This window comes from Rhodococcus erythropolis NBRC 15567, from assembly GCF_001552595.1.
Classification (GTDB): Bacteria; Actinomycetota; Actinomycetes; order Mycobacteriales; family Mycobacteriaceae; genus Rhodococcus_F; species Rhodococcus_F erythropolis.
In genome coordinates this window covers 1-21,396 of the sequence record NZ_BCRM01000007.1, presented here as the reverse complement: position 1 = coordinate 21,396, position 21,396 = coordinate 1, and the positions used below count along the sequence as shown (strand labels likewise).

At 62.8% G+C, this 21,396-nt stretch carries 22 protein-coding genes; 10 read left to right on the top strand and 12 right to left on the bottom strand.

Annotated elements, in window-relative coordinates; translation table 11 throughout:
- The first annotated feature begins 1 nt into the window (after position 1).
- The gene (locus tag RE4_RS12095; protein ID WP_007731290.1) at positions 2-586 is read left to right on the top strand and encodes a helix-turn-helix domain-containing protein; all 585 of its coding nucleotides are present in this window, start codon (positions 2-4) and stop codon (positions 584-586) included.
- Between the two features lie 36 nt (positions 587-622).
- Here the strand turns inward: RE4_RS12095 and RE4_RS12090 are convergent, their stop codons facing one another.
- The 7 genes from RE4_RS12090 to prfB all read right to left on the bottom strand — a co-directional run bounded on the left by RE4_RS12090 (position 623) and on the right by prfB (position 6,270).
- Positions 623-1,492, bottom strand: coding sequence for an EamA family transporter (locus tag RE4_RS12090; RefSeq protein ID WP_483407283.1), 870 nt, complete (start codon positions 1,490-1,492; stop codon positions 623-625).
- Positions 1,489-1,962, bottom strand: a complete 474-nt coding sequence (smpB, locus tag RE4_RS12085) for an SsrA-binding protein SmpB (RefSeq protein WP_003942330.1) — start codon at positions 1,960-1,962, stop codon at positions 1,489-1,491. The genes RE4_RS12090 and smpB overlap by 4 nt, the downstream gene beginning before the upstream one ends.
- Positions 1,963-2,038: 76 nt before the next feature.
- Entirely contained in the window at positions 2,039-2,944 is a 906-nt protein-coding gene (ftsX, locus tag RE4_RS12080; protein ID WP_003942367.1) for a permease-like cell division protein FtsX, read from the bottom strand.
- Positions 2,945-3,025: 81 nt separating this feature from the next.
- Positions 3,026-3,706, bottom strand: coding sequence for a cell division ATP-binding protein FtsE (gene ftsE / locus RE4_RS12075; protein WP_020969258.1), 681 nt, complete (start codon positions 3,704-3,706; stop codon positions 3,026-3,028).
- Positions 3,707-3,780: 74 nt separating this feature from the next.
- Complete coding sequence (locus tag RE4_RS12070; protein ID WP_060938635.1) at positions 3,781-4,260, bottom strand: Rv3103c transmembrane domain-containing protein; 480 nt, start codon at positions 4,258-4,260, stop codon at positions 3,781-3,783.
- Positions 4,257-5,141, bottom strand: a complete 885-nt coding sequence (locus RE4_RS12065; RefSeq protein WP_019747849.1) for a mechanosensitive ion channel family protein — start codon at positions 5,139-5,141, stop codon at positions 4,257-4,259. The genes RE4_RS12070 and RE4_RS12065 overlap by 4 nt, the downstream gene beginning before the upstream one ends.
- A 22-nt stretch (positions 5,142-5,163) precedes the next feature.
- Positions 5,164-6,270, bottom strand: a complete 1,107-nt coding sequence (gene prfB / locus RE4_RS12060) for a peptide chain release factor 2 (protein ID WP_003942364.1) — start codon at positions 6,268-6,270, stop codon at positions 5,164-5,166.
- 133 nt (positions 6,271-6,403) lie between these two features.
- On the opposite strand from prfB, the gene RE4_RS12055 reads away from it, so the two are divergent.
- The 3 genes from RE4_RS12055 (at position 6,404) to RE4_RS12045 (ending at position 9,370) form a co-directional block, all read left to right on the top strand.
- The gene (locus RE4_RS12055) at positions 6,404-6,898 is read left to right on the top strand and encodes a beta-class carbonic anhydrase (RefSeq protein WP_019747848.1); all 495 of its coding nucleotides are present in this window, start codon (positions 6,404-6,406) and stop codon (positions 6,896-6,898) included.
- A gap of 19 nt (positions 6,899-6,917) precedes the next feature.
- A complete protein-coding gene (hisN, locus tag RE4_RS12050) occupies positions 6,918-7,700 on the top strand; it encodes a histidinol-phosphatase (protein WP_019747847.1) in 783 nt (260 codons plus the stop codon).
- A 137-nt stretch (positions 7,701-7,837) separates the two neighbouring features.
- A complete protein-coding gene (locus RE4_RS12045; RefSeq protein ID WP_060938634.1) occupies positions 7,838-9,370 on the top strand; it encodes a multicopper oxidase family protein in 1,533 nt (510 codons plus the stop codon).
- On the opposite strand, the gene RE4_RS12040 is transcribed toward RE4_RS12045, so the two are convergent.
- Together RE4_RS12040 and RE4_RS12035 are read right to left on the bottom strand one after the other, a co-directional pair.
- Positions 9,364-10,002 carry a response regulator gene (locus tag RE4_RS12040; protein WP_020907203.1) on the bottom strand — a complete coding sequence of 213 codons (639 nt, stop codon included), beginning with the start codon at positions 10,000-10,002 and terminating at the stop codon, positions 9,364-9,366. The genes RE4_RS12045 and RE4_RS12040 overlap by 7 nt on opposite strands.
- On the bottom strand, positions 9,999-11,105 hold the full coding sequence (locus RE4_RS12035; protein ID WP_041814880.1) for a sensor histidine kinase: 1,107 nt from the start codon (positions 11,103-11,105) through the stop codon (positions 9,999-10,001). The genes RE4_RS12040 and RE4_RS12035 overlap by 4 nt, the downstream gene beginning before the upstream one ends.
- 142 nt (positions 11,106-11,247) lie before the next feature.
- Here RE4_RS12035 and RE4_RS12030 point away from each other — a divergent pair, with 142 nt between their 5' ends.
- The 3 genes from RE4_RS12030 (at position 11,248) to RE4_RS12020 (ending at position 15,737) form a co-directional block, all read left to right on the top strand.
- Entirely contained in the window at positions 11,248-12,696 is a 1,449-nt protein-coding gene (locus RE4_RS12030; protein WP_029255064.1) for an acyl-CoA dehydrogenase family protein, read from the top strand.
- Between the two features lie 27 nt (positions 12,697-12,723).
- On the top strand, positions 12,724-13,929 hold the full coding sequence (locus RE4_RS12025) for an acyl-CoA dehydrogenase family protein (RefSeq protein WP_003942363.1): 1,206 nt from the start codon (positions 12,724-12,726) through the stop codon (positions 13,927-13,929).
- A gap of 173 nt (positions 13,930-14,102) precedes the next feature.
- Entirely contained in the window at positions 14,103-15,737 is a 1,635-nt protein-coding gene (locus RE4_RS12020; RefSeq protein WP_003942348.1) for an acyl-CoA synthetase, read from the top strand.
- A 6-nt stretch (positions 15,738-15,743) separates the two neighbouring features.
- Here the strand turns inward: RE4_RS12020 and RE4_RS12015 are convergent, their stop codons facing one another.
- Genes RE4_RS12015 through RE4_RS12005 form a run of 3 tightly spaced genes read right to left on the bottom strand, consistent with a single transcriptional unit; the run spans position 15,744 to position 19,296 of the window.
- Positions 15,744-17,072: an amidohydrolase family protein gene (locus RE4_RS12015; protein ID WP_020907142.1), complete on the bottom strand. Its 1,329-nt coding sequence runs from the start codon at positions 17,070-17,072 to the stop codon at positions 15,744-15,746.
- Between the two features lie 40 nt (positions 17,073-17,112).
- Positions 17,113-18,090 (bottom strand): isopenicillin N synthase family dioxygenase, encoded by a 978-nt coding sequence (locus RE4_RS12010; RefSeq protein ID WP_020907141.1) that lies wholly within the window; start codon positions 18,088-18,090, stop codon positions 17,113-17,115.
- Positions 18,091-18,105: 15 nt separating this feature from the next.
- Complete coding sequence (locus RE4_RS12005; protein WP_081098352.1) at positions 18,106-19,296, bottom strand: nitrate ABC transporter substrate-binding protein; 1,191 nt, start codon at positions 19,294-19,296, stop codon at positions 18,106-18,108.
- A gap of 251 nt (positions 19,297-19,547) precedes the next feature.
- On the opposite strand from RE4_RS12005, the gene RE4_RS12000 reads away from it, so the two are divergent.
- From RE4_RS12000 to RE4_RS30675, 3 genes are all read left to right on the top strand, one after another.
- A complete protein-coding gene (locus RE4_RS12000) occupies positions 19,548-20,330 on the top strand; it encodes an ABC transporter ATP-binding protein (protein WP_019747838.1) in 783 nt (260 codons plus the stop codon).
- Positions 20,327-21,232 carry an ABC transporter permease gene (locus RE4_RS11995; protein ID WP_060938633.1) on the top strand — a complete coding sequence of 302 codons (906 nt, stop codon included), beginning with the start codon at positions 20,327-20,329 and terminating at the stop codon, positions 21,230-21,232. Before RE4_RS12000 ends, RE4_RS11995 begins: the two co-directional genes overlap by 4 nt.
- Positions 21,229-21,396: 2-oxoglutarate and iron-dependent oxygenase domain-containing protein (locus tag RE4_RS30675; protein ID WP_169801342.1), on the top strand; the 168-nt coding region annotated here is incomplete at its 3' end. The genes RE4_RS11995 and RE4_RS30675, both read left to right, overlap by 4 nt.

The following is a 21,396-nucleotide window of genomic DNA, read 5'->3' as shown; positions in this document are numbered from 1 at the left end:
CATGACCGAAACATCGTTCGAAGCCGTTCTAGCCGGCATCGGCCCTCGCCTACGTGCGTTGCGCCAGCAGTCCGACATGACCCTGGCCGACCTGTCGGAGACCACCGACATCAGCGTAAGCACACTCTCGAGACTCGAATCCGGTACTCGCCGAGCCAACTTGGAGTTGCTGCTGCCGATCGCCAAGGCACACGGCGTCCCGTTGGACGACCTGGTGAACAGCAAGATCAAGGACCCCCGCGTTCGAGAAGAACCGCGAACGGTCGGATGTATGACGGTCATTCCGCTGACCAGTCAGCCCGGCAACCTCCAGGCCTACAAGATGATCATCTCCCCCACCGACGACGATCGCGAACCGGGATCCCACGAGGGCTACGAGTGGGTCTACGTTCTGTCCGGGCGCATCCGACTCCAACTCGGCGACCGAGATTTCATCATGGGGGCAGGTGAGGCCGCCGAGTTCGACACCCACATTCCGCACCGCATCAGCGCTGCCGACGGCCGACCTGCGGAGGCGATCAGTCTCTTCGGGAAACAGGGCGAGCGTGTTCACCTACGCGCAGCGCCGGCCGACAGACGCGGCTGAAACACTAGGACTGAAAACGCTGGAACTCGAAAGAATCTAGGCGCCCGCGACGGCAATCATGCCGACTGCCGCCAGCGCCAACAGCATTCCCGCTTGTTGCACGCGGCTTACTCGCTCGCCCAGCATCACCATGGCGAGCAGAACCGTCGCAGCCGGATACAGCGAACCGATCACGCTGACCAGTGAGAGCATTCCGCCTTGGAAGGCGTAGATCATCGTCCCGTTCGCGACGACGTCGAGGACGCTGACGTACACCGCGAGTTTGAGTGGCTCGCCTCGTGGGAGAACGAAGTGACCGGCCGCCAGCGCGACCAACCACACCACGACGGTCGCGGCGCCGCGAGATACGGCCAACGCCCAAAGCCCGCTGCCCTCGCCGATCTGGTGAAGTGCGATGAACGAGAGAGCAAATGCGCCGCCGCTTCCGACGGTCAGAAGCGCCACTTGCCTGGTGAAGCGGAGAGTGATTCCGCCGGCAACCTCACCCGCGGTGTCGTCAGGCGACTCGCGGCTGACCAGGACGACGGCGACCAGCGCGACGGCAATACCCAGGTACGCGATCAACCCCGGCCGCTCACCGAAAGCGAATCCGACGAGGACCGGAATACCCGCCACCAGAACAGCTGTCAGCGGCGAGACCACCGACATTGGGCCAGTTGCCAGCGCGAGATAGAACCACCACACCGCCAGACCACTCGTGACGCCCGCGATCGCGCCCCAGATCAAACCGTTCAGCGTCAGCGTCCCGGATACGAAAGGTGCTGCGATCAGAACGATGACGAGCGAGAGCGGATACGAGACGATCACCACGCGCAGTGCGGCAACTCGTCGTGATGCAACTCCCCCGACGAAGTCGCTGACTCCGTAGGCAACTGCCGCCACGAGGGCAAGCAGGATGGAGGTCAGCGCATGCCCTTGATACGACGACCGAGCTCGCGGGTCACCTCGCGCTCGGCGGTCCGCTTGGCCATGTCCTGGCGCTTGTCGTAGTCCTGCTTACCCTTTGCCAGCGCGAGTTCGACCTTGACCTTGCCGTCGTTGAAGTACATCGACAGCGGAACCAGTGTCTGGTTTCCCTCGCGGGTCTTGCCGACGAGGTGCTCGATCTCACGCTTGTGCAGCAGGAGCTTTCGGGTGCGGCGCGGTGAGTGGTTGTTCCACGTGCCTTGCGTGTACTCCGGAATGTGCAACGAGCGCAACCACACTTCGCCGTTGTCCACGGTGGCGAACGCATCGACGAGCGACGCCTTGCCTTCACGCAGACTCTTGACCTCGGTCCCGACGAGCGCGATACCGGCCTCGTAGGTGTCGATGATCGTGTAGTTGTGGCGTGCTTTGCGATTGGTCGCAATGACCTTGCGGCCCTTTTCCTTCACTGTCCGGGCCTCTCAGTCCGCTGTCTTGCTGTCGAATGGTTCTTGCTGTTCCAGCATAGAAGCTCGTGCAAACCGATTATTCGCGGACGTACAGACGCAGTGTCACGTACGCCGTCACCGCGGCCATTCCGACGCCGGCAAGCACGAGGATCGGCGAGACGAACAGCACGTCACTGTTGGAGATCCGCGCCACGATATTGGCTTCGTAGACATCGGACAGGACCCCGTCGATGAAGACGTTCTTCGCCGTGAACAGTCCGGCAATGGCGAGCACCGCACCGATCAAAGCCGCCACGACGGCTTCGAGGAGGAACGGAAGCTGGGTGTACCACCGCGTCGCGCCGACCAACCGCATGATGTTGACCTCGGTACGACGCGTGAACGCGGCGATCTGGACCATGTTGGCGATCAGCAGGATGGCCGCGATCGCCTGGACGATCGCGATCGCGAACGCTGCGTTGCGCACTCCACCGAGCACGCTGAACAGTCGGTCCACCAACTCGCGCTGATTGAGCACACTCTCGACGCCGGGCCTCGAACCGAAGGTGTCGTTGATGACGCCGAACCGCTCCGGGTCACTGAGCTTGACCTTGAACGACGCCGGGAAGCTGTCCGGGCTCACCAGCGCTGCCAGCTCGGGCTGGTCCTTGAACACGCGCTCGGTGGCGTCCTTCACGGCGTCTTCGCGGTTGAGGTACTGAACCGCGACGACGGACGGAGTCTGCTCGAGTTCCTTGCGCAACGAACTGCAGATCTCCTGCTCGCAACCGGGATCAGCCGAAGAGATGTCGTCGGTCAGGAAGATCTGCACCTCGACGCGTTCGAGGAAGATCTGCTGGGTCTTGCCTGCCATCTGCACGACCAGCAGACCACCGCCGAAGAGACCGAGGGAGATTGCCGTCGTCAAGATCATGGCGATGGTCATCGTGATGTTGCGGCGTAGGCCGGTCAGGACTTCGCTGAAAATAAAGCTGGCGCGCATCGGGGAATCCGATTCCTTTTCGAGAGGCCGGTTGTTTCACGACAACCGGTGGGCGTACGGGACGTGTGGTCGTAGTCGGCGCTACCTGCCGACGCCGTACACACCCCGCGCTTCGTCTCTGGTCACCTTGCCGAGATCGAGTTCGATGACGCGTCGACGCATGGAGTCGACGATGTGGTGATCGTGGGTCGCCATCACGACGGTGGTGCCTGTGCGGTTGATCCGCTCGAGCAGCAACATGATGTCCTGGCTCGTTTCGGGGTCCAGGTTGCCGGTGGGCTCGTCGGCGAGCAGCACGAGCGGGCGGTTCACGAATGCGCGGGCGATGGCGACGCGCTGCTGCTCACCGCCGGAGAGTTCGGTGGGCAGTCGATCGGCTTTGCCGGCCAGACCGACCATGTCGAGAACCTCGGGCACAGTGCGCGCGATGACGTTGCGGGGTTTGCCGATGACTTCCAACGCAAAGGCGACGTTCTCGGACACCGTCTTCTGCTGAAGCAGGCGGAAGTCCTGGAAAACACAACCCATGCTTTGGCGAAGCTTCGGCACGCGGCGGGCCGCCAACTTGTTGACGTGGAAATCCGCGACCTCGATGTCACCGGACGTGGGCGACTCCATCTTGAGCAGCAACCGCATGAACGTCGACTTGCCAGAGCCGGAGGGGCCGATGAGGAAGACGAACTCCCCCTTCTCCACCTCCACGCTGACTTTGTCGAGCGCCGGCCTGGTGGAGGCCTTGTAGGACTTCGACACATTCTTCATGCTGATCACAACTAGCCAGTCTAGCCGTTATCTAACGGTGACCTTGGCGCCACGCGCGAGCACCCTCGTCCTTATCAGGTACCGGTGGTCGCAGGTGACTGTGGCACCGACGTCGGTGCCTGCATTGCCGCGCCAGGTTGCGGGACGGTCGTCGTCGCAGGAGTCGTCGGCACTGTGGTCGCAGACTGTTCGGCGTTTCCCGGAGCAGGCGCTGGACCAGAAGTCGGCGTCGGAGAACCGGAGCTGCCCGTACTCGATTCCGAGGACGGAGCCTCGGAGGTGGTCGTCTGCTCGGTCGAGGACGGCACGGGGGTCGTCGTCGACGGTTTGACCGATGGAGCGATGTACGGCTCGGTGACGGACGTGTCGACGCTCGGCGGCGGAGTTGCTGCCGTTTCTTCCGGATTGAGGTAGGTGTGCAGCAGATACGTGAGGATCCAGGCGACCACGAGAATGAACGTCGAGGTGCGCATCCGGCCGCCGAAGATCCGTGACGGAAGCCAGTCCAGGTGAATCAGGCGGTCGAGTCCGCGGCGCGGTTCCTGATCGGTCATTCGCTCGCCTCCTCGGTCCGTGCGGTGTGCAGATCCGGTGACACCGTGATCCCCTGACGTCGCAGTGCTGCGGCGACGCGGACACGAAGTGCTCGCCCGACCTGGAATTGTTTGCCAGGCAGCGTGCGCGCAACCATCCGCACGTTGACCTGATCGACCTCGAGGCTTTCGACGCCCATGACAGTGGGCTCGTCGAGCAGCAGTTTCTTGAGTCCACGGTCAGCCATCGCGTCGACTCCGACCTGACGAAGTACCTCGTTGACCCGGGTGAGGTCGGCAGTCGCCGGAACCGGAACGTCGATGACGGCGCGTGCCCAGTCCTTGGACAGGTTGGTCGCTTTCACGATCTGGCCGTTGGGAACGGTGATGACCTCGCCGTCGGAGTTTCTCATCCGCGTCACGCGCAGGGTCACGTCCTCGATGACACCTTCGGCGTCGTCGGAGGAGCCGGTGATCGCAAGCCGGACGGTGTCACCGAAGCCGTACTGGCGTTCGGTGATGATGAAGAAACCGGCAAGAATGTCCTGCACGACGCGCTGTGCACCGAAACCGAGCGCCGCACCGAGAACAGTTGCCGGCGCCACGAGACTGCCGATCGGCAGGTTCAGTTGGTCGAGAACCTTCAGCGTCGCGATCACGTAGATGAACGTGATGACCACCCAGGTGATGACCTGCGCGACCGAGTGGCGATGCTTGGTCGCCTCGGAGCGAACCAGCGCATCGCCCAACTGATAGTTGGAGTCGATCTGGTCGGTGACCTTGTTGCCGCCCCAACTGACCAACCGGGCGAGAATCATCGCGCCGAGCACGGTCATGAGGACGGACAAACCGGTGGTTTGAAGCCAATCGAGCAGGTTCTGCCCAGGTCGAAGTAAAGTCATCGTGCCTTTCGGTATCCGAACGCTATGCGGACTGGTTCTCGCTCATGCGCCAGCGGATGCCGGCCTCGAGGAACCCGTCGATGTCGCCGTCGAGCACTGCCGACGGGTTGTTGACCTCGTACTCGGTACGCAGGTCCTTGACCATCTGGTACGGATGCAGAACGTAGGAACGCATCTGGTTGCCCCACGAGCTGCCGCTGTCGCCCTTGAGCGCATCCATCTCGGCGCGCTCTTCCTGACGCTTGACCGCGAGCAGCTTGGCCTGCAGGACGCGCATCGCCGACACCTTGTTCTGGAGCTGCGACTTCTCGTTCTGACAGGTGACGACGATTCCCGTCGGGATGTGTGTGAGTCGAACGGCGGAGTCAGTGGTGTTCACGGACTGGCCACCCGGACCGGACGAGCGGTAGACGTCGACGCGGATGTCGTTCTCGTTGATCTCGATGTGGTCGGTCGTCTCGACGACCGGCAGGACCTCGACCTCGGCGAACGACGTCTGGCGACGCCCCTGGTTGTCGAACGGGCTGATTCGGACGAGCCGGTGGGTGCCCATCTCGACGGACAGCGTTCCGTAGGTGTACGGGCCCTTGATCGCGAACGTCGCGCTCTTGAGTCCGGCTTCTTCGGCGTACGACGTGTCGTAGACCTCGACGCCGTAGTCGTGCTTCTCCGCCCAGCGGATGTACATACGCATGAGCATCTCGGCCCAGTCTGCGGCGTCGATACCGCCGGCGCCGGAGCGGATGTTGATGAGTGCGTCGCGCTCGTCGTACTCGCCCGACAGCATGGTCTTGACTTCCATCGCCGCGATGTCGTCACGCAGGCTCGCCCGCTCGGCGTCGGCATCTGCCACCGCGTCGGGGCCTTCGTCTTCTGCCAGTTCGTAGAGGATCGGCATCTCGTCGAGCCGCTCGCGCAGTGCGACGATGCGGCGAAGCTCCGCCTGGGCGTGGGATAGCTGGCTGGTGACCTGCTGGGCGTGTTCCTGGTCGTTCCACAGACCGGGGTCGGCCGCCTGGTGCTCGAGCTCGTCGATGCGTCGGCGCAGCTCCTCGACGTCCACAACCGATTCGCAGGTGCGAAGGGTGGTGTCGAGGGCGTTCAGGTCTGCAATTACGTCGGGATGCACGGTTCTCAAGGCTACCGGGTGCCGACCTGGGCTCTGCTGTGCGTCACCCTGTCCGCTCCCCCGTGCGTCACCTATTGGGATCACCGCGACTGGAAGCCTTGCCAACCAGGGTCCGAGGGAACCTACTGGAGTGATGACTGTCACCGACGAATACCTGCAGAACAACGCCGCCTACGCCGAGCAGTTCACCGGTCCGCTCCCCCTCCCACCCAGCAAGCACGTTGCCGTTCTCGCCTGCATGGACGCCCGCATCGACGTCTATCGGGTGCTGGGGATCCAGGAAGGTGAATCGCACGTCATCCGCAATGCGGGTGGAGTCGTCACCGACGACGAGATCCGATCCCTCGCCATCAGCCAGCGTCTGCTGGGAACTACCGAGATCATCCTCATCCACCACACCGACTGCGGAATGCTGACGTTCACCGACGACGACTTCAAGCGATCCATCCAGGACGAGATCGGCATCAAACCCAACTGGGCTGCCGAATCGTTCCCCGACATCGACGAGGACGTCCGTCAGTCGTTGAAGCGCATCGAGAACAGTCCGTTCGTCACCGCGACGACCTCCCTACGCGGATTCGTCTTCGACGTCGCCACCGGAAAGCTGAACGAAGTCCTCCCCGTTTGAGCCGGTAGGTTGTGTACCCGTGACCGATCGCGCATCCGACCTCGCACTCGCCCTCCGTATCGCCGACGAGGCTGACGCGATCACTCGCGCCCGCTTCGGTGCGCTCGATCTTCGAGTCGACGACAAGCCGGACCTCACCCCTGTCTCCGACGCTGACCTCGCTGTCGAGCGTGCAGTGCGCGCGACACTCGGTGAGCACCGACCGGAGGATTCCGTACTGGGCGAAGAATTCGGCGGCGACGCAGTCTTCGAGGGCAGGCAGTGGGTGGTCGACCCCATCGACGGGACCAAGAACTTCGTCCGCAACGTACCGGTGTGGGCCACGCTGATCAGCTTGCTCGAGGACGGCGTCCCCGTCATCGGCGTCGTGAGCGCACCCGCCCTGAATCGGCGATGGTGGGCTGCAACAGGTTTGGGCGCACATACGTCCTTCGGGGACAGTGATGCGCGGGCGATCCAGGTATCCGCCGTCGATCGCAGCGAGTCAGCGAGCCTGAGCTTCTCGAGCCTCTCGGGGTGGAAGGACCGCGGAATTCGCGATCAGTTCGTCGAACTCACCGACCACGTATGGCGCGTGCGCGGTTACGGGGACTTCTTCTCCTACTGCCTCGTGGCCGAAGGCGCCGTCGACATTGCTGCCGAACCCGAGGTTTCCCTGTGGGATCTGGCAGCGCTCGACGTATTGGTCCGTGAGGCCGGCGGCGCGTTCACCGATCTGGACGGCGGCGCAGGTCCGCACGGCGGCAGCGCGGTCGCCACCAACGGACTGCTGCACGAAGACGTTCTGGCCCGCCTGCGGTAACCACCCGGATACCAGAACATCCCACCCGCCGCAAGGGTCCGAGGGAGGAGTTCCGACAGGCCCGTCGGCAGGATTCGGCACGACATCTCGGCCCGTTGACTGGAAGTAGTTGATCACGCACTACTTCCAGGAGAACGATGAACCGGATATCCAGGCGCACGATTCTGTTCGGTCTGGCCGCAGCGCCCCTCGGGCTCGCGGTGGGCTGCGGCGCCGACCCGGCAGCGAAGAGCACCACGTTGGCGGTGGCCGGAACTTCGCGTCCGCTACCGATTCCGCCGCTTGCCGAATCCACCGTCGACGACGCAGGTGTTCGCCACTTCACACTCCGTGCCGGTGCCGGAACCGCCGAGATCGTCGCGGGAAAACTCACCGACACTTGGGGTTTCAACGGATCCATTCTGGGGCCCACCGTCCGCGCCGAGCGCGGAGAATCTGTCGCATTCACGATCGACAACACACTGGCAGAGCCCACGACCGTCCATTGGCACGGCATGCATCTGCCCGCCAGATACGACGGTGGCCCGCACCAGACCATCGAAGCCGGCGGACGCTGGGAACCGGCGTGGACGATCGGTCAGCCGGCGTCGACGCTGTGGTATCACCCACACCCGCACGGATCCACCGAACGGCACGTGCAGCGCGGTCTTGCCGGACTGTTCCTGATCGACGATGCCGACACCCGGGCGTTGGACATCCCCAAAACCTATGGTGTCGACGATGTTCCGCTGATAATCCAGGATCGTCGATTCCTCGCCGACGGCAGCTTCGACGAATCAGATCCGACCGACATCGGCCTGCTCGGCGACACGATCGTCACCAACGGCATCTCCGACGCCTACCTCGACGTCACCACCGGGGTCGTCCGGTTGCGCATCCTGAACGGCTCTTCCGGCCGTCTCTACAACCTGGGGTTCCCCGACGACCGCACGTTCGATCTGATTGCCACCGACGGCGGACTGCTCGAATCACCGATTGCGATCAAGCGGATTCAGCTCAGCCCCGGCGAACGAGCCGAGATCGTGGTTCGCGTCGACCCCGGTGCGACCACCACACTGGTGTCGTTCCCGATCGAGGACGGCGGTGGCGTGAGTTCCTCCGACGCCGAGAACTTCGGCATGAACGACCGCTTCGACATCATCGAGCTGCGGGGGGTTGCCAGCCGTGCGTCACGGTCGACTCTCCCGGCGCAGTTGGCCGCACTGCCGCGTCTCGATCCGTCGAAGGCAAGCGTTTCCCGAACCTTCGATCTGCAGTGGTACATGATCAACGGGCAACGAATGGACATGAACCGCATCGACTTCGAGGCGGAGGTCGGCGCGACCGAGGTGTGGACGATCACCAACAAGGACAACTGGCCACACAATTTCCATGTCCACGACGTACAGTTCCAGATCCTCGACGTCGACGGTCGCACTCCCCCGCCGCACTTGCGCGGACTCAAGGACACCGTCTACACACCGCCGGGCAGCAGGGTTCGCGTCGCACTGCAGTGGTCCGAGTACACCGATCCCACGTTCCCGTACATGTTCCACTGCCACCTGCTGATGCACGAGGACCAAGGGATGATGGGCCAATTCCTCGTCCTCGAACCGGGACAGAAGGCGGCTCCGATGCAGATGGACATGCCGATGGACATGCCGATGCCTGGTTCGCACTCCGGTCACTGAAAGTTCTGCAAGTGGTACACAGCGAGGCGAACCCGATTGTCGCAACCGGTCTTCGACATCAGGTTCGCCACGTGTGTCTTCACCGTGGTCACACCCAGATGCAGCGTGTCCGCGATCTCCTGATTGCTCTTCCCTTCTGCCACCAGTGCGAGGACCTGCGATTCGCGATCGGTCAGCGGAACGCTCTCTGTCACCGCCGTGTCTGCGATACCACCGATCACCGCTCGATCCACAACGCGGCGGAGAAGTTCCGGAGTGAACACCATCTCGCCCTCGGCGACCCGCCGAATGGCGCCGAGCAACTCGGCGGGTTCGGTGTCCTTGACGAAGAACCCCGAAGCCCCCGCGGCGAGTGCGGGATACAGATGATCGTCGTCGTCGAAGGTGGTCAACACGAGAATGCGCGCTCGACGACCGGCCTTGACGATCTGCTGCGTGGCACCGATCCCGTCCAGCCCGGGCATTCTCAAGTCCATCAGAATCACGTCGGGGTCCAATTCGGCAGCGAGTGCCACCGCCTCGACGCCGTTCGACGCCTCACCGGCAACGGCCATGTCCTCGGCTGCCGCGCACAGCATCCGCAAACCGGCGCGCACCAGTCGCTGGTCGTCGACGATCAGCACGCTGATCACGAGACACCGCCCGAGACAACCAGTGGAATACTCACGTGCACTTCCCATTTCCCGTCACTGTTCGTGCCGGCGGTCATCTCGCCGCCGACCAACTCCGCGCGCTCCTGCATTCCCACCAGGCCATGACCTGCATTCCGGGGCGATCCCTCGACGTCGTTGACAACCCTGACATGGACCCGGTTGTCATCGCGACCGACCGAGACCGATACCAGCCCCTTTTTGTCGCCATGCTTCATGACGTTGGTCAGTGATTCCTGAATCACCCGCAACAACGTCAGCCTCCCGATTGCATCGAGATCGGCTGCGCCTGACTCGACATTCTCCTGGGTATCGAAGACCGACTGCACCTCGAAACCCGCCGCACGCACACGATCTATCGCCGCCCCGATTTCCGCGTCTACGGCATCCGGCTCGACCAGAGCGACCTCACCGAGCGAAGGATCACGAAGTGCGACCAGAAGCCGACGGATATCGGCCAACGCATCCGACGCCGTCGCACGCACATCCGCGAGGACCTCACGCACGGCCTCATCCTGGGGCGCCAAGACATGTTGAGCCACGCCGATTCTCAGGACGATCGATGCCATGTGGTGTGCAACCAGGTCGTGCAGTTCGCGGGCGAGCGCACTGCGCTCCGCAGCGCGGGTCTGCGCAAGATTGTTCGCGGCCAATTCACGCTGCGAGCGCAGATACAGTCCGAGCAGCAGTGGCAACCCCACGTACGCAAGCACTTTCACAGCCGTGGTGACCGAGAAGAATGCTTCGTGAGATTCGAACCAGATCCCCGCGAGCACCGAACCGCACCATCCTGCTGCCGATACGGCAACCATTTCTCTGCGCTCGGCCCGCATCGTGACGTCGACGACGGCGACAGCCCCGAGATACGGAACAAGTTCGGACAGCCCCCAGGCGTCGGCGACGAACATCGGAACGGCGAGCGCCGAGATGACCAGTGAAGCGAAGACCGGCCATCGACGGCCGGCGACGAAGGCGAGCGCCGACAGCATCGACAGCATCCAGTAGGTGACGGGAACTCGATACTCCCCCGGATACGTGCTGGCGATCAACAGGCACGGGACCACCACCAACGGCGCGTAGCGCATATATCGCTGTATCCGATCTGGCACCTCTGTCCGGCTCACCCCCCGAGCCTATGACGCGCATCATTTCGCGGTTTCTCGACAACAGACCTTACTGATGAGTAAGATAAAAATCGTCCAACGCCCCAACACCGAGAAACAGCTGGTGATCATGACCAAGCAAGACAGTGTTGCCCCCGACAAGAGCGCTCAGCGCAGCGAATCGGGCGCGCAGCGCGGCGGCGCCAAGGGTGCGCCCCGCGACACGTCCGCCGTCGGCCTGAACCCGATCAAACGCGACGCCATGGGCGCAGCCATGCGTGTGCTTACCAAGATCACCGGTTCGGAACTGGCCGAGAAGTTCAATCTGCGTCAGACCATCGATCGCGTGACCTACGAGGGCACCAAGACGGGCTTCAAAACCCTGGGTGCCGCCACTCGAGGGTTCCAGAAGGTCTCGGGCAACGGTGCACCCAAGCGCCTGCCCGACAACCCGAGCAAGAACGCCGACTACTTCGATCTCACCCCGGACGACGACCAGAAGATGATCGTCGAGACGGTGCGTGAGTTCGCGGCCGAAATCCTGCGTCCCGCGGCCTACGACGCCGACGGCGCAGCTCAGGCCCCCGCCGATCTCTCCAAGCGCGCGGCCGAGCTCGGTATCACGCTGATCAACGTTCCCGAAGAACTCGACGGAGCAGCCGCCGATCGCGGCGCAGTCACCAATTCTCTTGTTGCCGAGGCACTTGCGCACGGAGACATGGGACTTGCACTTCCGATCCTCGCACCGAGCGGTGTTGCAGTTGCACTGACGCAGTGGGGCACCGACGCGCAGCAGAAGACCTACCTTCCGGCCTTCACCGGCGAGCAGGTCCCCGGCGCAGCAGTGGTGGTCAACGAACCACGCGCACTGTTCGATCCGTTTGCCCTGCAGACCAAGGCAGTGCGCTCCCCCAGCGGCTACAAGCTCAACGGCGTCAAGAGCTTGGTGCCCGCCGCGGCTACGTCCGAACTCTTCGTCATCGCCGCGGAACTCGACGGCAAGCCGTCCTTCTTCATCGTCGAATCCGACACCAAGGGACTCGTCGTCGAAGCAGATCCCAGCATGGGTCTGCGCGCCGCCGGCCTGGGTCGCCTGATCCTCACCGACGTCGCTGTGTCGGAGTCCGCACTGCTCGGCGACGGTGACGCCGAGCAGCGCAAGGCCGAATACGCCGACGCGATTCGCCTGGCTCGCCTCGGTTGGGCGTCCATGGCCGTCGGCACCAGCCAGGCAGTTCTCGACTACGTGATTCCGTACGTCAACGAGCGCGAAGCGTTCGGCGAGCCGATCAGCCACCGCCAGGCGGTTGCCTTCATGGTCGCCAACATCGGCATCGAACTCGACGGACTGCGTCTGGTCACGCTTCGCGGCGCTTCACGCGCCGAGCAAGGCTTGTCCTTCGCTCGCGAATCCGCTCTGGCCCGGAAGCTGGCTTCCGAGAAGGGCATGCAGATCGGCCTCGACGGTGTACAACTCCTCGGTGGACACGGGTTCACCAAGGAACACCCGGTCGAGCGCTGGTACCGCGACCTCCGTGCCATCGGCGTTGCCGAGGGCATCGTCCTCATCTGACGCCGCTGAACTTCCAGGAGAACCACGATGATCAACCTCGAACTTCCCAAGAAGCTCAAAGCATCAGCGAACCAGGCACATCAGGTCGCGGCGCAGATCTTCCGACCCATTTCACGTAAGTACGATCTCGCTGAGCACGAGTACCCCGTCGAGCTCGACACCATGGCCGCCATGGTCGAAGGCCTCTCCGATTCCGGTGGAGACATCGGCGGCGCCAGCGGCGGACGGTCCGACGCGAGCGCCAAGGGTGGCAACGCCAACGGCGGCAACATGTCTGCGCTCCTCAACTCGCTCGAAACATCTTGGGGCGACGTCGGACTCATGCTCTCGATCCCCTACCAGGGGCTCGGCAACGCCGCGATCGCCGCAGTGTCCACCGACGAACAGCTCGAACGTTTCGGCAAGGTGTGGGCCTCGATGGCCATCACCGAACCGAGCTTCGGTTCCGACTCCGCCGCAGTGACCACCACCGCCGTTCTCGACGGCGACGAGTGGGTTCTCAACGGCGAGAAGATCTTCGTCACCGCCGGTGAGCGTTCGACGCACATCGTCGTGTGGGCGTCGGTCGACAAGTCGAAGGGCCGAGCGGCCATCAAGTCGTTCGTCGTTCCGCGTGACGCACCGGGCCTGAGCGTTGCTCGCCTCGAGCACAAGCTGGGCATCAAGGCCTCCGACACCGCAGTACTCCTGCTCCAGGATTGCCGCATTCCCGCGGACAACATCCTCGGCAGCCCGGAGGTCAACGTCGAGCAGGGCTTTGCCGGCGTCATGCAGACGTTCGACAACACCCGGCCCCTCGTTGCAGCCATGGCCGTCGGTGTCGGACGCGCGGCTCTCGAAGAACTGCGCGGCATCCTGACCGAAGCCGGTGTCGAGATCTCCTACGACACACCGGTCTACAACCAGCATGCAGCTGCAGCCGAGTTCATCCGTTTGGAAGCCGACTGGGAGGCCGCGTACCTGCTGTCTCTGCGCGCGGCGTGGATGGCGGACAACAAGAAGCCGAACTCGCTCGAAGCGTCCATGTCCAAGGCGAAGGCCGGCCGCACCGGCACCGACGTGACGCTCAAGGCAGTCGAGTTGGCCGGAACTTACGGCTACTCGCAGCGCCCGTTGCTCGAGAAGTGGGGCCGCGACTCGAAGATTCTCGACATCTTCGAGGGCACCCAGCAGATCCAGCAGCTGATCGTCGCACGCCGCCTGCTCGGAAAGTCGTCCGCCGAACTGAAGTGACGGTCGAACTGAAGTGACGGTCGCACAGACCCGATCCCGAAACACTCCGCCCCGCCACCTTTCGAGGTGGCGGGGCGGAGTGCTCGGTCGCCATCGTGAAACTTCACCACCGAAACCTGATTGCCCATTAGTGTGTAATCAGTCCTACAACGACGCTCGGAAGAGGTTCACGTATGCCCGGATTGGTCACCAAGGTCACTGACACCATCGGCGCGGCGGGGGTCATGTTCCGAGCCGGACTCGTCCCGTTCCCTCGCCTCGATCGCGGGCTCAAATCCATTGCAGCCGTGGACAAGTACGGACCCTTTGCCGGTCCGGTCCATGCACACGCCGAGAACGGCTACGACGCGGTGGCGATCATCGACGAGCGCGGACCCATCACCTATGCCGAGCTAGAGCGTCAGAGCAACGCGTTGGTCCGGGCGTGGCAGGCCGACGGCATCACGTCCGACTCGGTCATGGGTGCGATGTGCCGTAACCATCGAGGCTTGGTCCTGACCATGCTGGCGGCAGCGAAGAACGGAACAAAGCTCGTTCTCATGAACACGGGCTTCGCACGGCCCCAACTCGTGGACGTCGCCGCGCGTGAGAAGGTGGTCGCCTTTGTCTACGACGACGAGTTCGCGGACATCGCCGATGCCTTGCCGGACGACGTCGTCGTCTATCGTTCCTGGCCAGAGGGCACGGCCGCGGACGGTTCCACGGCAGCTACTCTCGACGAGGCCATCGCCGGACGCACCACGTCGTCGGTGCCGGCACCCGAGAAGAACGGTGGCTTCGTCCTCCTCACCAGCGGCACAACGGGAACTCCCAAAGGCGCGCCGCGTGGCCACACCTCCCCTCTCGCGTCGGCACAGTTCCTCGACCGCGTGCCGTTGCGCCGCGGACAGACCATGATGATGGCGGCCCCCGCCTTCCACGGAACCGGCGTCTCGCAGTTCGCTCTCGCGTTGGCGCTCGGCCAGACCGTCGTCATGCATCGAAAGTTCGACCCGGAGAACACGATCAAACTTGTCGCACAATACAAGTGCGACAGTCTGGTCGTGGTCCCGACGATGCTCACTCGGATCATCGACCTCGGTCCCGATGTGCTGTCCAAGTACGACACCTCGAACCTGAAGATCATCTTCTCGGCTGGTTCGTCACTCTCACCCGATCTGTGCAAGCGAGTCACGGCCTCGTTCGGCTACGTCCTCTACAACCTGTACGGATCCACCGAGGTCGCGGTGGCGACAGTCGCGACTCCCGAGGATCTGACCATTGCGCCGGGAACCGCGGGCCGCGCGCCGGTGACCTGTCACGTCGAACTGTTCGACGAGAACAACAAGAAGATCACCACCCCACACACGATCGGCAGAATCTTCGTCGCCAGCGGGCTGAGCTTCGAGGGATACACCGACGGGCGTGACAAGGAACGTATCGACGGACTTCTCTCGACCGGCGACGTCGGACACTTCGACGCCAACGGCCTCCTCTTCGTCGACGGCCGCGACGACGACATGATCGTCTCCGGTGGCGAGAACGTCTACCCGCTCGAAGTCGAGAACCTGCTCGCCGATCGAGAGGACGTCTTGGAAGCGGCAGTCATCGGAGTCGAGGACGCCGACTTCGGGCACCGCCTGCGAGCGTTTGTCGTCGTCGCCCACGGCGCCGACCAGAACTCCGACGAGCTGAAGGATCACGTCCGGTCGAATCTCGCGCGCTACAAGGTTCCCCGCGAGATCGTCTTCATCGACGAACTTCCCCGCAACGCCACCGGAAAGCTGTTGCGCCGCGTCCTGATCGAGATGGAGATCAGCGAAGACTGAGCACAGTCACAAAGCGCTGAGCGTCCGGATCAATTCCGCCTCGTCGACGCGAGTGGAGTGCCCGTCGCGGAGCACGACCTCGCCCGCAACCAACACCGTGTCCACGATCTGACGACTGCCCGTCGTGAGAATGGACGCGCCCGGATCTCGCACCGGGAGGCAACCGAAGTCGCGTTCGAACCGAATCATGGTGAGGTCGGCGGGATCGCCCACGGAGATCCCGCCAGACCTGGCCGGCAGACCGAGTGCTGCGTTTGCACCGCCGGATGCGATGTCGATCATGGCTTCGAAGCCGAACAGGTCGGCGCGGCCGCGCGCGGCTCGCTGCACGTAGGCGCCGGTGCGCAGCGTCTCGAGCATGTCCTGAGTGTCGTTGCTGGCTGCGCCGTCCACACCCAACCCCACCGCGATCCCCGCGTCGAGGAAACTCGGGACGGGCGCGATTCCGCTACCGAGGCGCATGTTGCTGACGGGGTTGTACGACACTCCGACGCCGCGCTCCGCCAGCACCTTCTGACCACGGTCGTCGAGTTCGACGCAGTGGACCGCCAGCACCCGGTCCCACAAGAACCCATGGGAATCGAGGTAGTCGACCGCGTTCATGCCCGCGTGTTCGGTACACATCGTGTTGTCGGTCTGCGTCTCGAGCAGGTGAATCGAGACCGTGAGGTCGCGAGCCTGCGCGAACTCACGCACTTCCGACATCCCGTCTGGGGTCAGCGAACGTGGGTTGGGTACCGCGACTGCCACGTCAATGCGGGAACCGGCGACGTCGCGCATCATCTGATCCGTATGTGCGAGAACATCTCCGAGTGGTTGCATGAGCCGCGGATCGAAGCCCCACTTCCTCGTCTTGTCCGCCCGGTCTGCGGTTCCGCGTCCCAGCACCGCACGAATCCCGGTGTCGTGCAACGCCCGGATCACAGCGTCGTGAACCTCGCTGGACGGGTGCGGCCACATGTGTTCGACCAGGGTCGTCGTACCGCTGCGCAATGCCTCCAGCGAGGCTGCGACAGTGGCCGTGTATGCGCGCTCCGGCGTGATCTGAACCGACTCTTCTGCGACCGCGAGTAGCCATTCGAGAAGCGGTGTCCCTTCGGCGATCCCACGCATCAGTGACTGCTGAAGGTGCGTATGGGTGTTGACGAACCCAGGGATCAGATACGCCCCCGATCCGTCCACACTTCCAGGTGTGGCGGTGCCGGTCGACTTCTCGATCGATTCGACCACCCCATTCGAGACGACGACGTCGCGGCCGGTCAGCCATTGCCCGCCGCTGTACAACGTCACGTCCCGGATGATCGCGTCGGTCATGTTCTTGGGCGCGGTAGTCATCGCCAGTTCTCCTGAAAGTGTGTGACGGAACGGATACGGATCAACGCGCGAAGTTCGCGCGTACTCGCTGGTCGATGTAGTCCTCGGCAGTGATCGGCGGGTATTTGCCCGCCGGCCCCTCGATGGTCACGTCGCGGTTCGCCTGAGCGAAGAACGCGAGGCTGTAGCGGGCTCCCCGATAGTCGGTGACTCCGGGACTCTTGACCCGGTGGAAGTTCGACGGCAGGACATCATCACTCCATCTCATCAGCATGTCGCCGATGTTGCAGGTGATCGCTTCCTCGGCCGGCACCACCGACGTCCATTCCTGGGTGTCCATCTCCTTGCCCGGGCACAGTTGCAACCCGCCCTGACCGTCACGCTGGAAAAGCAATGTCAGGCAATCGAAATCGGTGTGCGCTCCGGCACGCCACATCCCTTCGACATCTGCGTCGGCGGCAAGGGGGAAGTAGTGGAGTAGTCGCAGTGTGCTCTGGTAGGTGGCCACCGACGGGTCATGTGCCCTGGTGAAGAAGTCTCGTTCGAATCCCAGCTTCTCGGCGAAGCACGACAACAGGTCCATCGCAATGCCCCAGCACTTGGCTTCGAAGTCCAGGATCGTTTCGCGGAATCCACCCAATTCGTCTGCAGTGGGCCACAGATCACCCATATGCGGGCGGGTCACCTGGTAGGACTCTTTCTGATCAGGTGTTCCGATGGACGGACGCACCTGCGTCATGCTCTCCCAGCCGGAGTTGAAACCCTTCTTGAGCGGGTACTGCGCTTTCACCTCAGTGGGCAGTGCAAAGAATCGCTCGGCCGCCGCGAAAGCCTCGCGGACCTGGTCCAGATCGATTCCGTGATTGACGATTTGGAAGAATCCGATGTCGGTCGCTGCCGACCACAACTCCTCGGCGATCTCGCTGCGCCGGTTCTCGAAATCCGAGAGATCGATTCTTCGGACCTCGCGGTCGGTGGTCTCCGTGCCCAGGCCACCCATGCGGGTCTCGCGGTTGAGTTCTGTCATGTCGTACGTCATTTGCTGTGAGCTCCTTCAGCGGATTCCGATGGACCGATCGGTGAATTTGTCGGTGTAGATCTCTTCAGCAGTCAATGACTGCGGTATCGCCGCACCCCCGGCGTTGAGAATGGGCTTCAGTTCTTCGACGGTGTGAGCGACTCGCGTCATGTCGAACGTGCCGACGGATCCGTCTGCCTCGTTCGCGATCAGGCCTTTCTCTTTCAGGAGCTGGGCACTGAACGCTGCTTCACCCTCGGTGTAGGGAGAGAACGACACGTCCTGCGAGACGACGTCGACAATGGCAGCATTCGCCGCATCCGGCGCAGTGATGTAGTCCGCGGTGGCCTGCTGAATGATCGGAACCAGCTTGCTCAAACACGGCGAGAGTGTCTCGACCTTGTCGGCACGAACGGAAACATTGGACGCGTAGATGTCGAAACCCGAATCTTTCAGCAGGTCATAGGAAACCGGCTTGTCCCACGCCGGCGTCTCCTTCTCGTACGTGTACGGTTCCGAATTCGCGAATCCTTGCTGAGCGATGGTCGGGTCACCGACAAATCGCGAGGGAGCTCCGTCGTAGCTCGTGTCGAGCTGAGACTGCTCCAGTAGTCCTTTCGCCACGAGCCACTGCGGAAAGAGTTGCTCCTTGGAAACGACGACACTCGCGTCGGACTTGCCGATATCGGCAACACTCGTCCAGTCCGGATGAGACTCTTTGTCCCACAAGAGGATTGCCGGGCTGTATTTGAGCAATGGCGTGACGGCCACAACGGGCTGACTTGCCGCTGCCGCGATCACCTGATCCCCGTGCACCAAGCCGAGAGTGATGGAATCGTCGACGTACATCTGGGAGCTGACGGATTGGAACCCGATTGCCGGTCCCCCGGCCCGCAAGGTCAGGTCGACTCCGGTGTCCTTCCCTCCGGCGACAAGAGTCCCACTGACGGACTTGTCGTCGGTGTCGACCGAATAGCCGGGACCGAGCATCTCGAAGAGCGCTCCCATATCCGACTGCGGCTGCCATTGGAGTTGAACCACAACGTTTTCCGGACAGAGACCCGCAAGGTTCTGCGCCTCGGCAGCTGGTTCGAGAGATTCGGCTTTCGCCGTCTCAGCCTCACTGGAGCTGCACGCAGTCAATCCGATGGCTGCACACATGGCCAGTGCCGCGCCCGCCGCTCCCACACTTCTGCGATTGGAATGCACCTTGCGATTTGAATACACAGCGTCTCCTTCGTGAAAACAATTGGGATGTGGGCGAACCAAGAAGGGTGATCCGATGAGCACACTCTGCAGCACGTGGATTACATGCAATCGCCTCGTTGTTTCCATCAGGTAACGCGCGCCAGGATTCTCGCTTCACCTGCAATGTCACCTCACATTTACATTCAGCAATCTAAGCGACATACATGCAATTCAAGATAGTTACTACATCTTGAAGAACTTTTGCATGCATTACTGAACCGGAGGCTCAGATGGAACTCGCGAACACGATGCAGGATGCCGACGCTCGCAAGCTCACCGCGCCGATGCAGATGGTCTTTTCCGATGTCGTCAAGAAGTTCGATACCGGCACTGTCGCGCTGGACGGCATCGATCTGGACGTGGAGCGAGGAGACTTCGTCGCCGTGGTCGGACCCTCAGGCTGTGGCAAGTCGACTTTGTTGCGCATGGCGGCCGGCCTCGAGCGACCGACCAGTGGTGCGGTTGCCCTCGACACCGAATCAGTTGGCTTCATCTTCCAGGAGCCGACTCTCCTCCCCTGGCGAACCGTGCAGGCCAACGTCGAATTATCGGCTGAACTCGGTGGCGGCGACAAAGCAGCGCGAAAGTTGCGCGCCGACGAGGCAATCCGCGCAGTCGGCCTTGCGGACTTTGCGAAACAACTGCCCAATGCGTTGTCAGGCGGAATGAAGATGCGTGTCTCGTTGGCGCGTGCGCTCACCCTCGCACCCGCTGTGATGCTGCTCGACGAACCTTTTGGTGCGCTCGACGAGATGACACGACTGGAGATGCAGGTAGAGCTCCAAAGGCTCTACACCGACAAAGGGTTCACCTCGATGTTCATCACGCACTCGGTATCCGAGGCCGTGTACCTCGCGAACAAGGTGGTCGTCATGACCGCCAGGCCTGGACGAATACATTCGGTCGTGGACATCGATTTCCCGTACCCGCGTAGCCCGGAACTGCGCTACGACGCCCGATACACCGAACACGTCGCCGAGATCTCGGCCAGCCTCCATGGGAGCTCACGATGACCGAAGTCCTTGCAGTACAACAGGGCACCACCGTACGCAATACCGCCGTTCGTACTGATTCTGCGACCACGGCGCAAGCACAGCCACAGTCCGGACGGCCCTCTCGAATGAGAGCGCTCGGCACCTTCCTGCTCTATCCGCTGCTCTCACTTGCCGGCGCGGTCACAGCGTGGTCGATCGTCAGCTACCTCGTTCTCTCCCCGGAACGTCGATTTCTCCTTCCGCCGCCGAGTCAAGTACTGACGAAGTCGCTACTCGACTGGAAACACCTCTCTCCCATGCTCGAAGCCCTCGCAGTGACGGCACAGGTAGCACTGGTCGGCTTCGTCGTCGCGGTGGCAGTCGGCGTCGGAACCGGCGTGCTGATGAGCCAGGCCAAGTGGATCGAGCGGATCGTCTATCCATATGCCGTTGTGCTGCAGGTCATTCCCATCCTCGCCATCGTCCCCCTCATCGGACTCTGGTTCGGCTACGGCATGACCGCGCGCACCCTGGTGTGCGTTCTCATCGCGGCCTTCCCGATCATCACCAACACACACTTCGGGTTGCAATCGGTCGATCGCGGACTGCACGAACTCTTCACCCTCGGCCGCGCCTCGCGTTGGGATCGACTGGTGAAACTCGAACTGCGAGCGGCAATGCCGGCCATTCTCACCGGCATCCGCACCGCCTCCGGCCTTGTTGTCGTCGGTGCCATCATCGGCGACATGTTCTTCGCCAAAGGACAACCCGGGATCGGGACCCTGCTCGACGTCTACCGAAGCCGCCTTCAGTCCGAGGATCTGATCGCCGCGATCGTGATCGCGTCGGTGTTCGGCGTCCTCGTCTTCTCTGCCTTTGGATTCCTCTCACGTGTGCTCGTCGGTAAGTGGCACACGTCCGGCCGCAAGGACTTTAAATGACCCACGAAAATCCCGCCTTCGAAATCCCTACGATCGATATCAGCCCGTACCTCCGAGGCGAGGCATCGGCTGCAAACGCCACCAACAGCACTGCCTGTGCGGAAGTGGCAGCTCAACTCGATCGCGCGTGCCGGGAGGTCGGATTCATACAGATTGTCGGACAC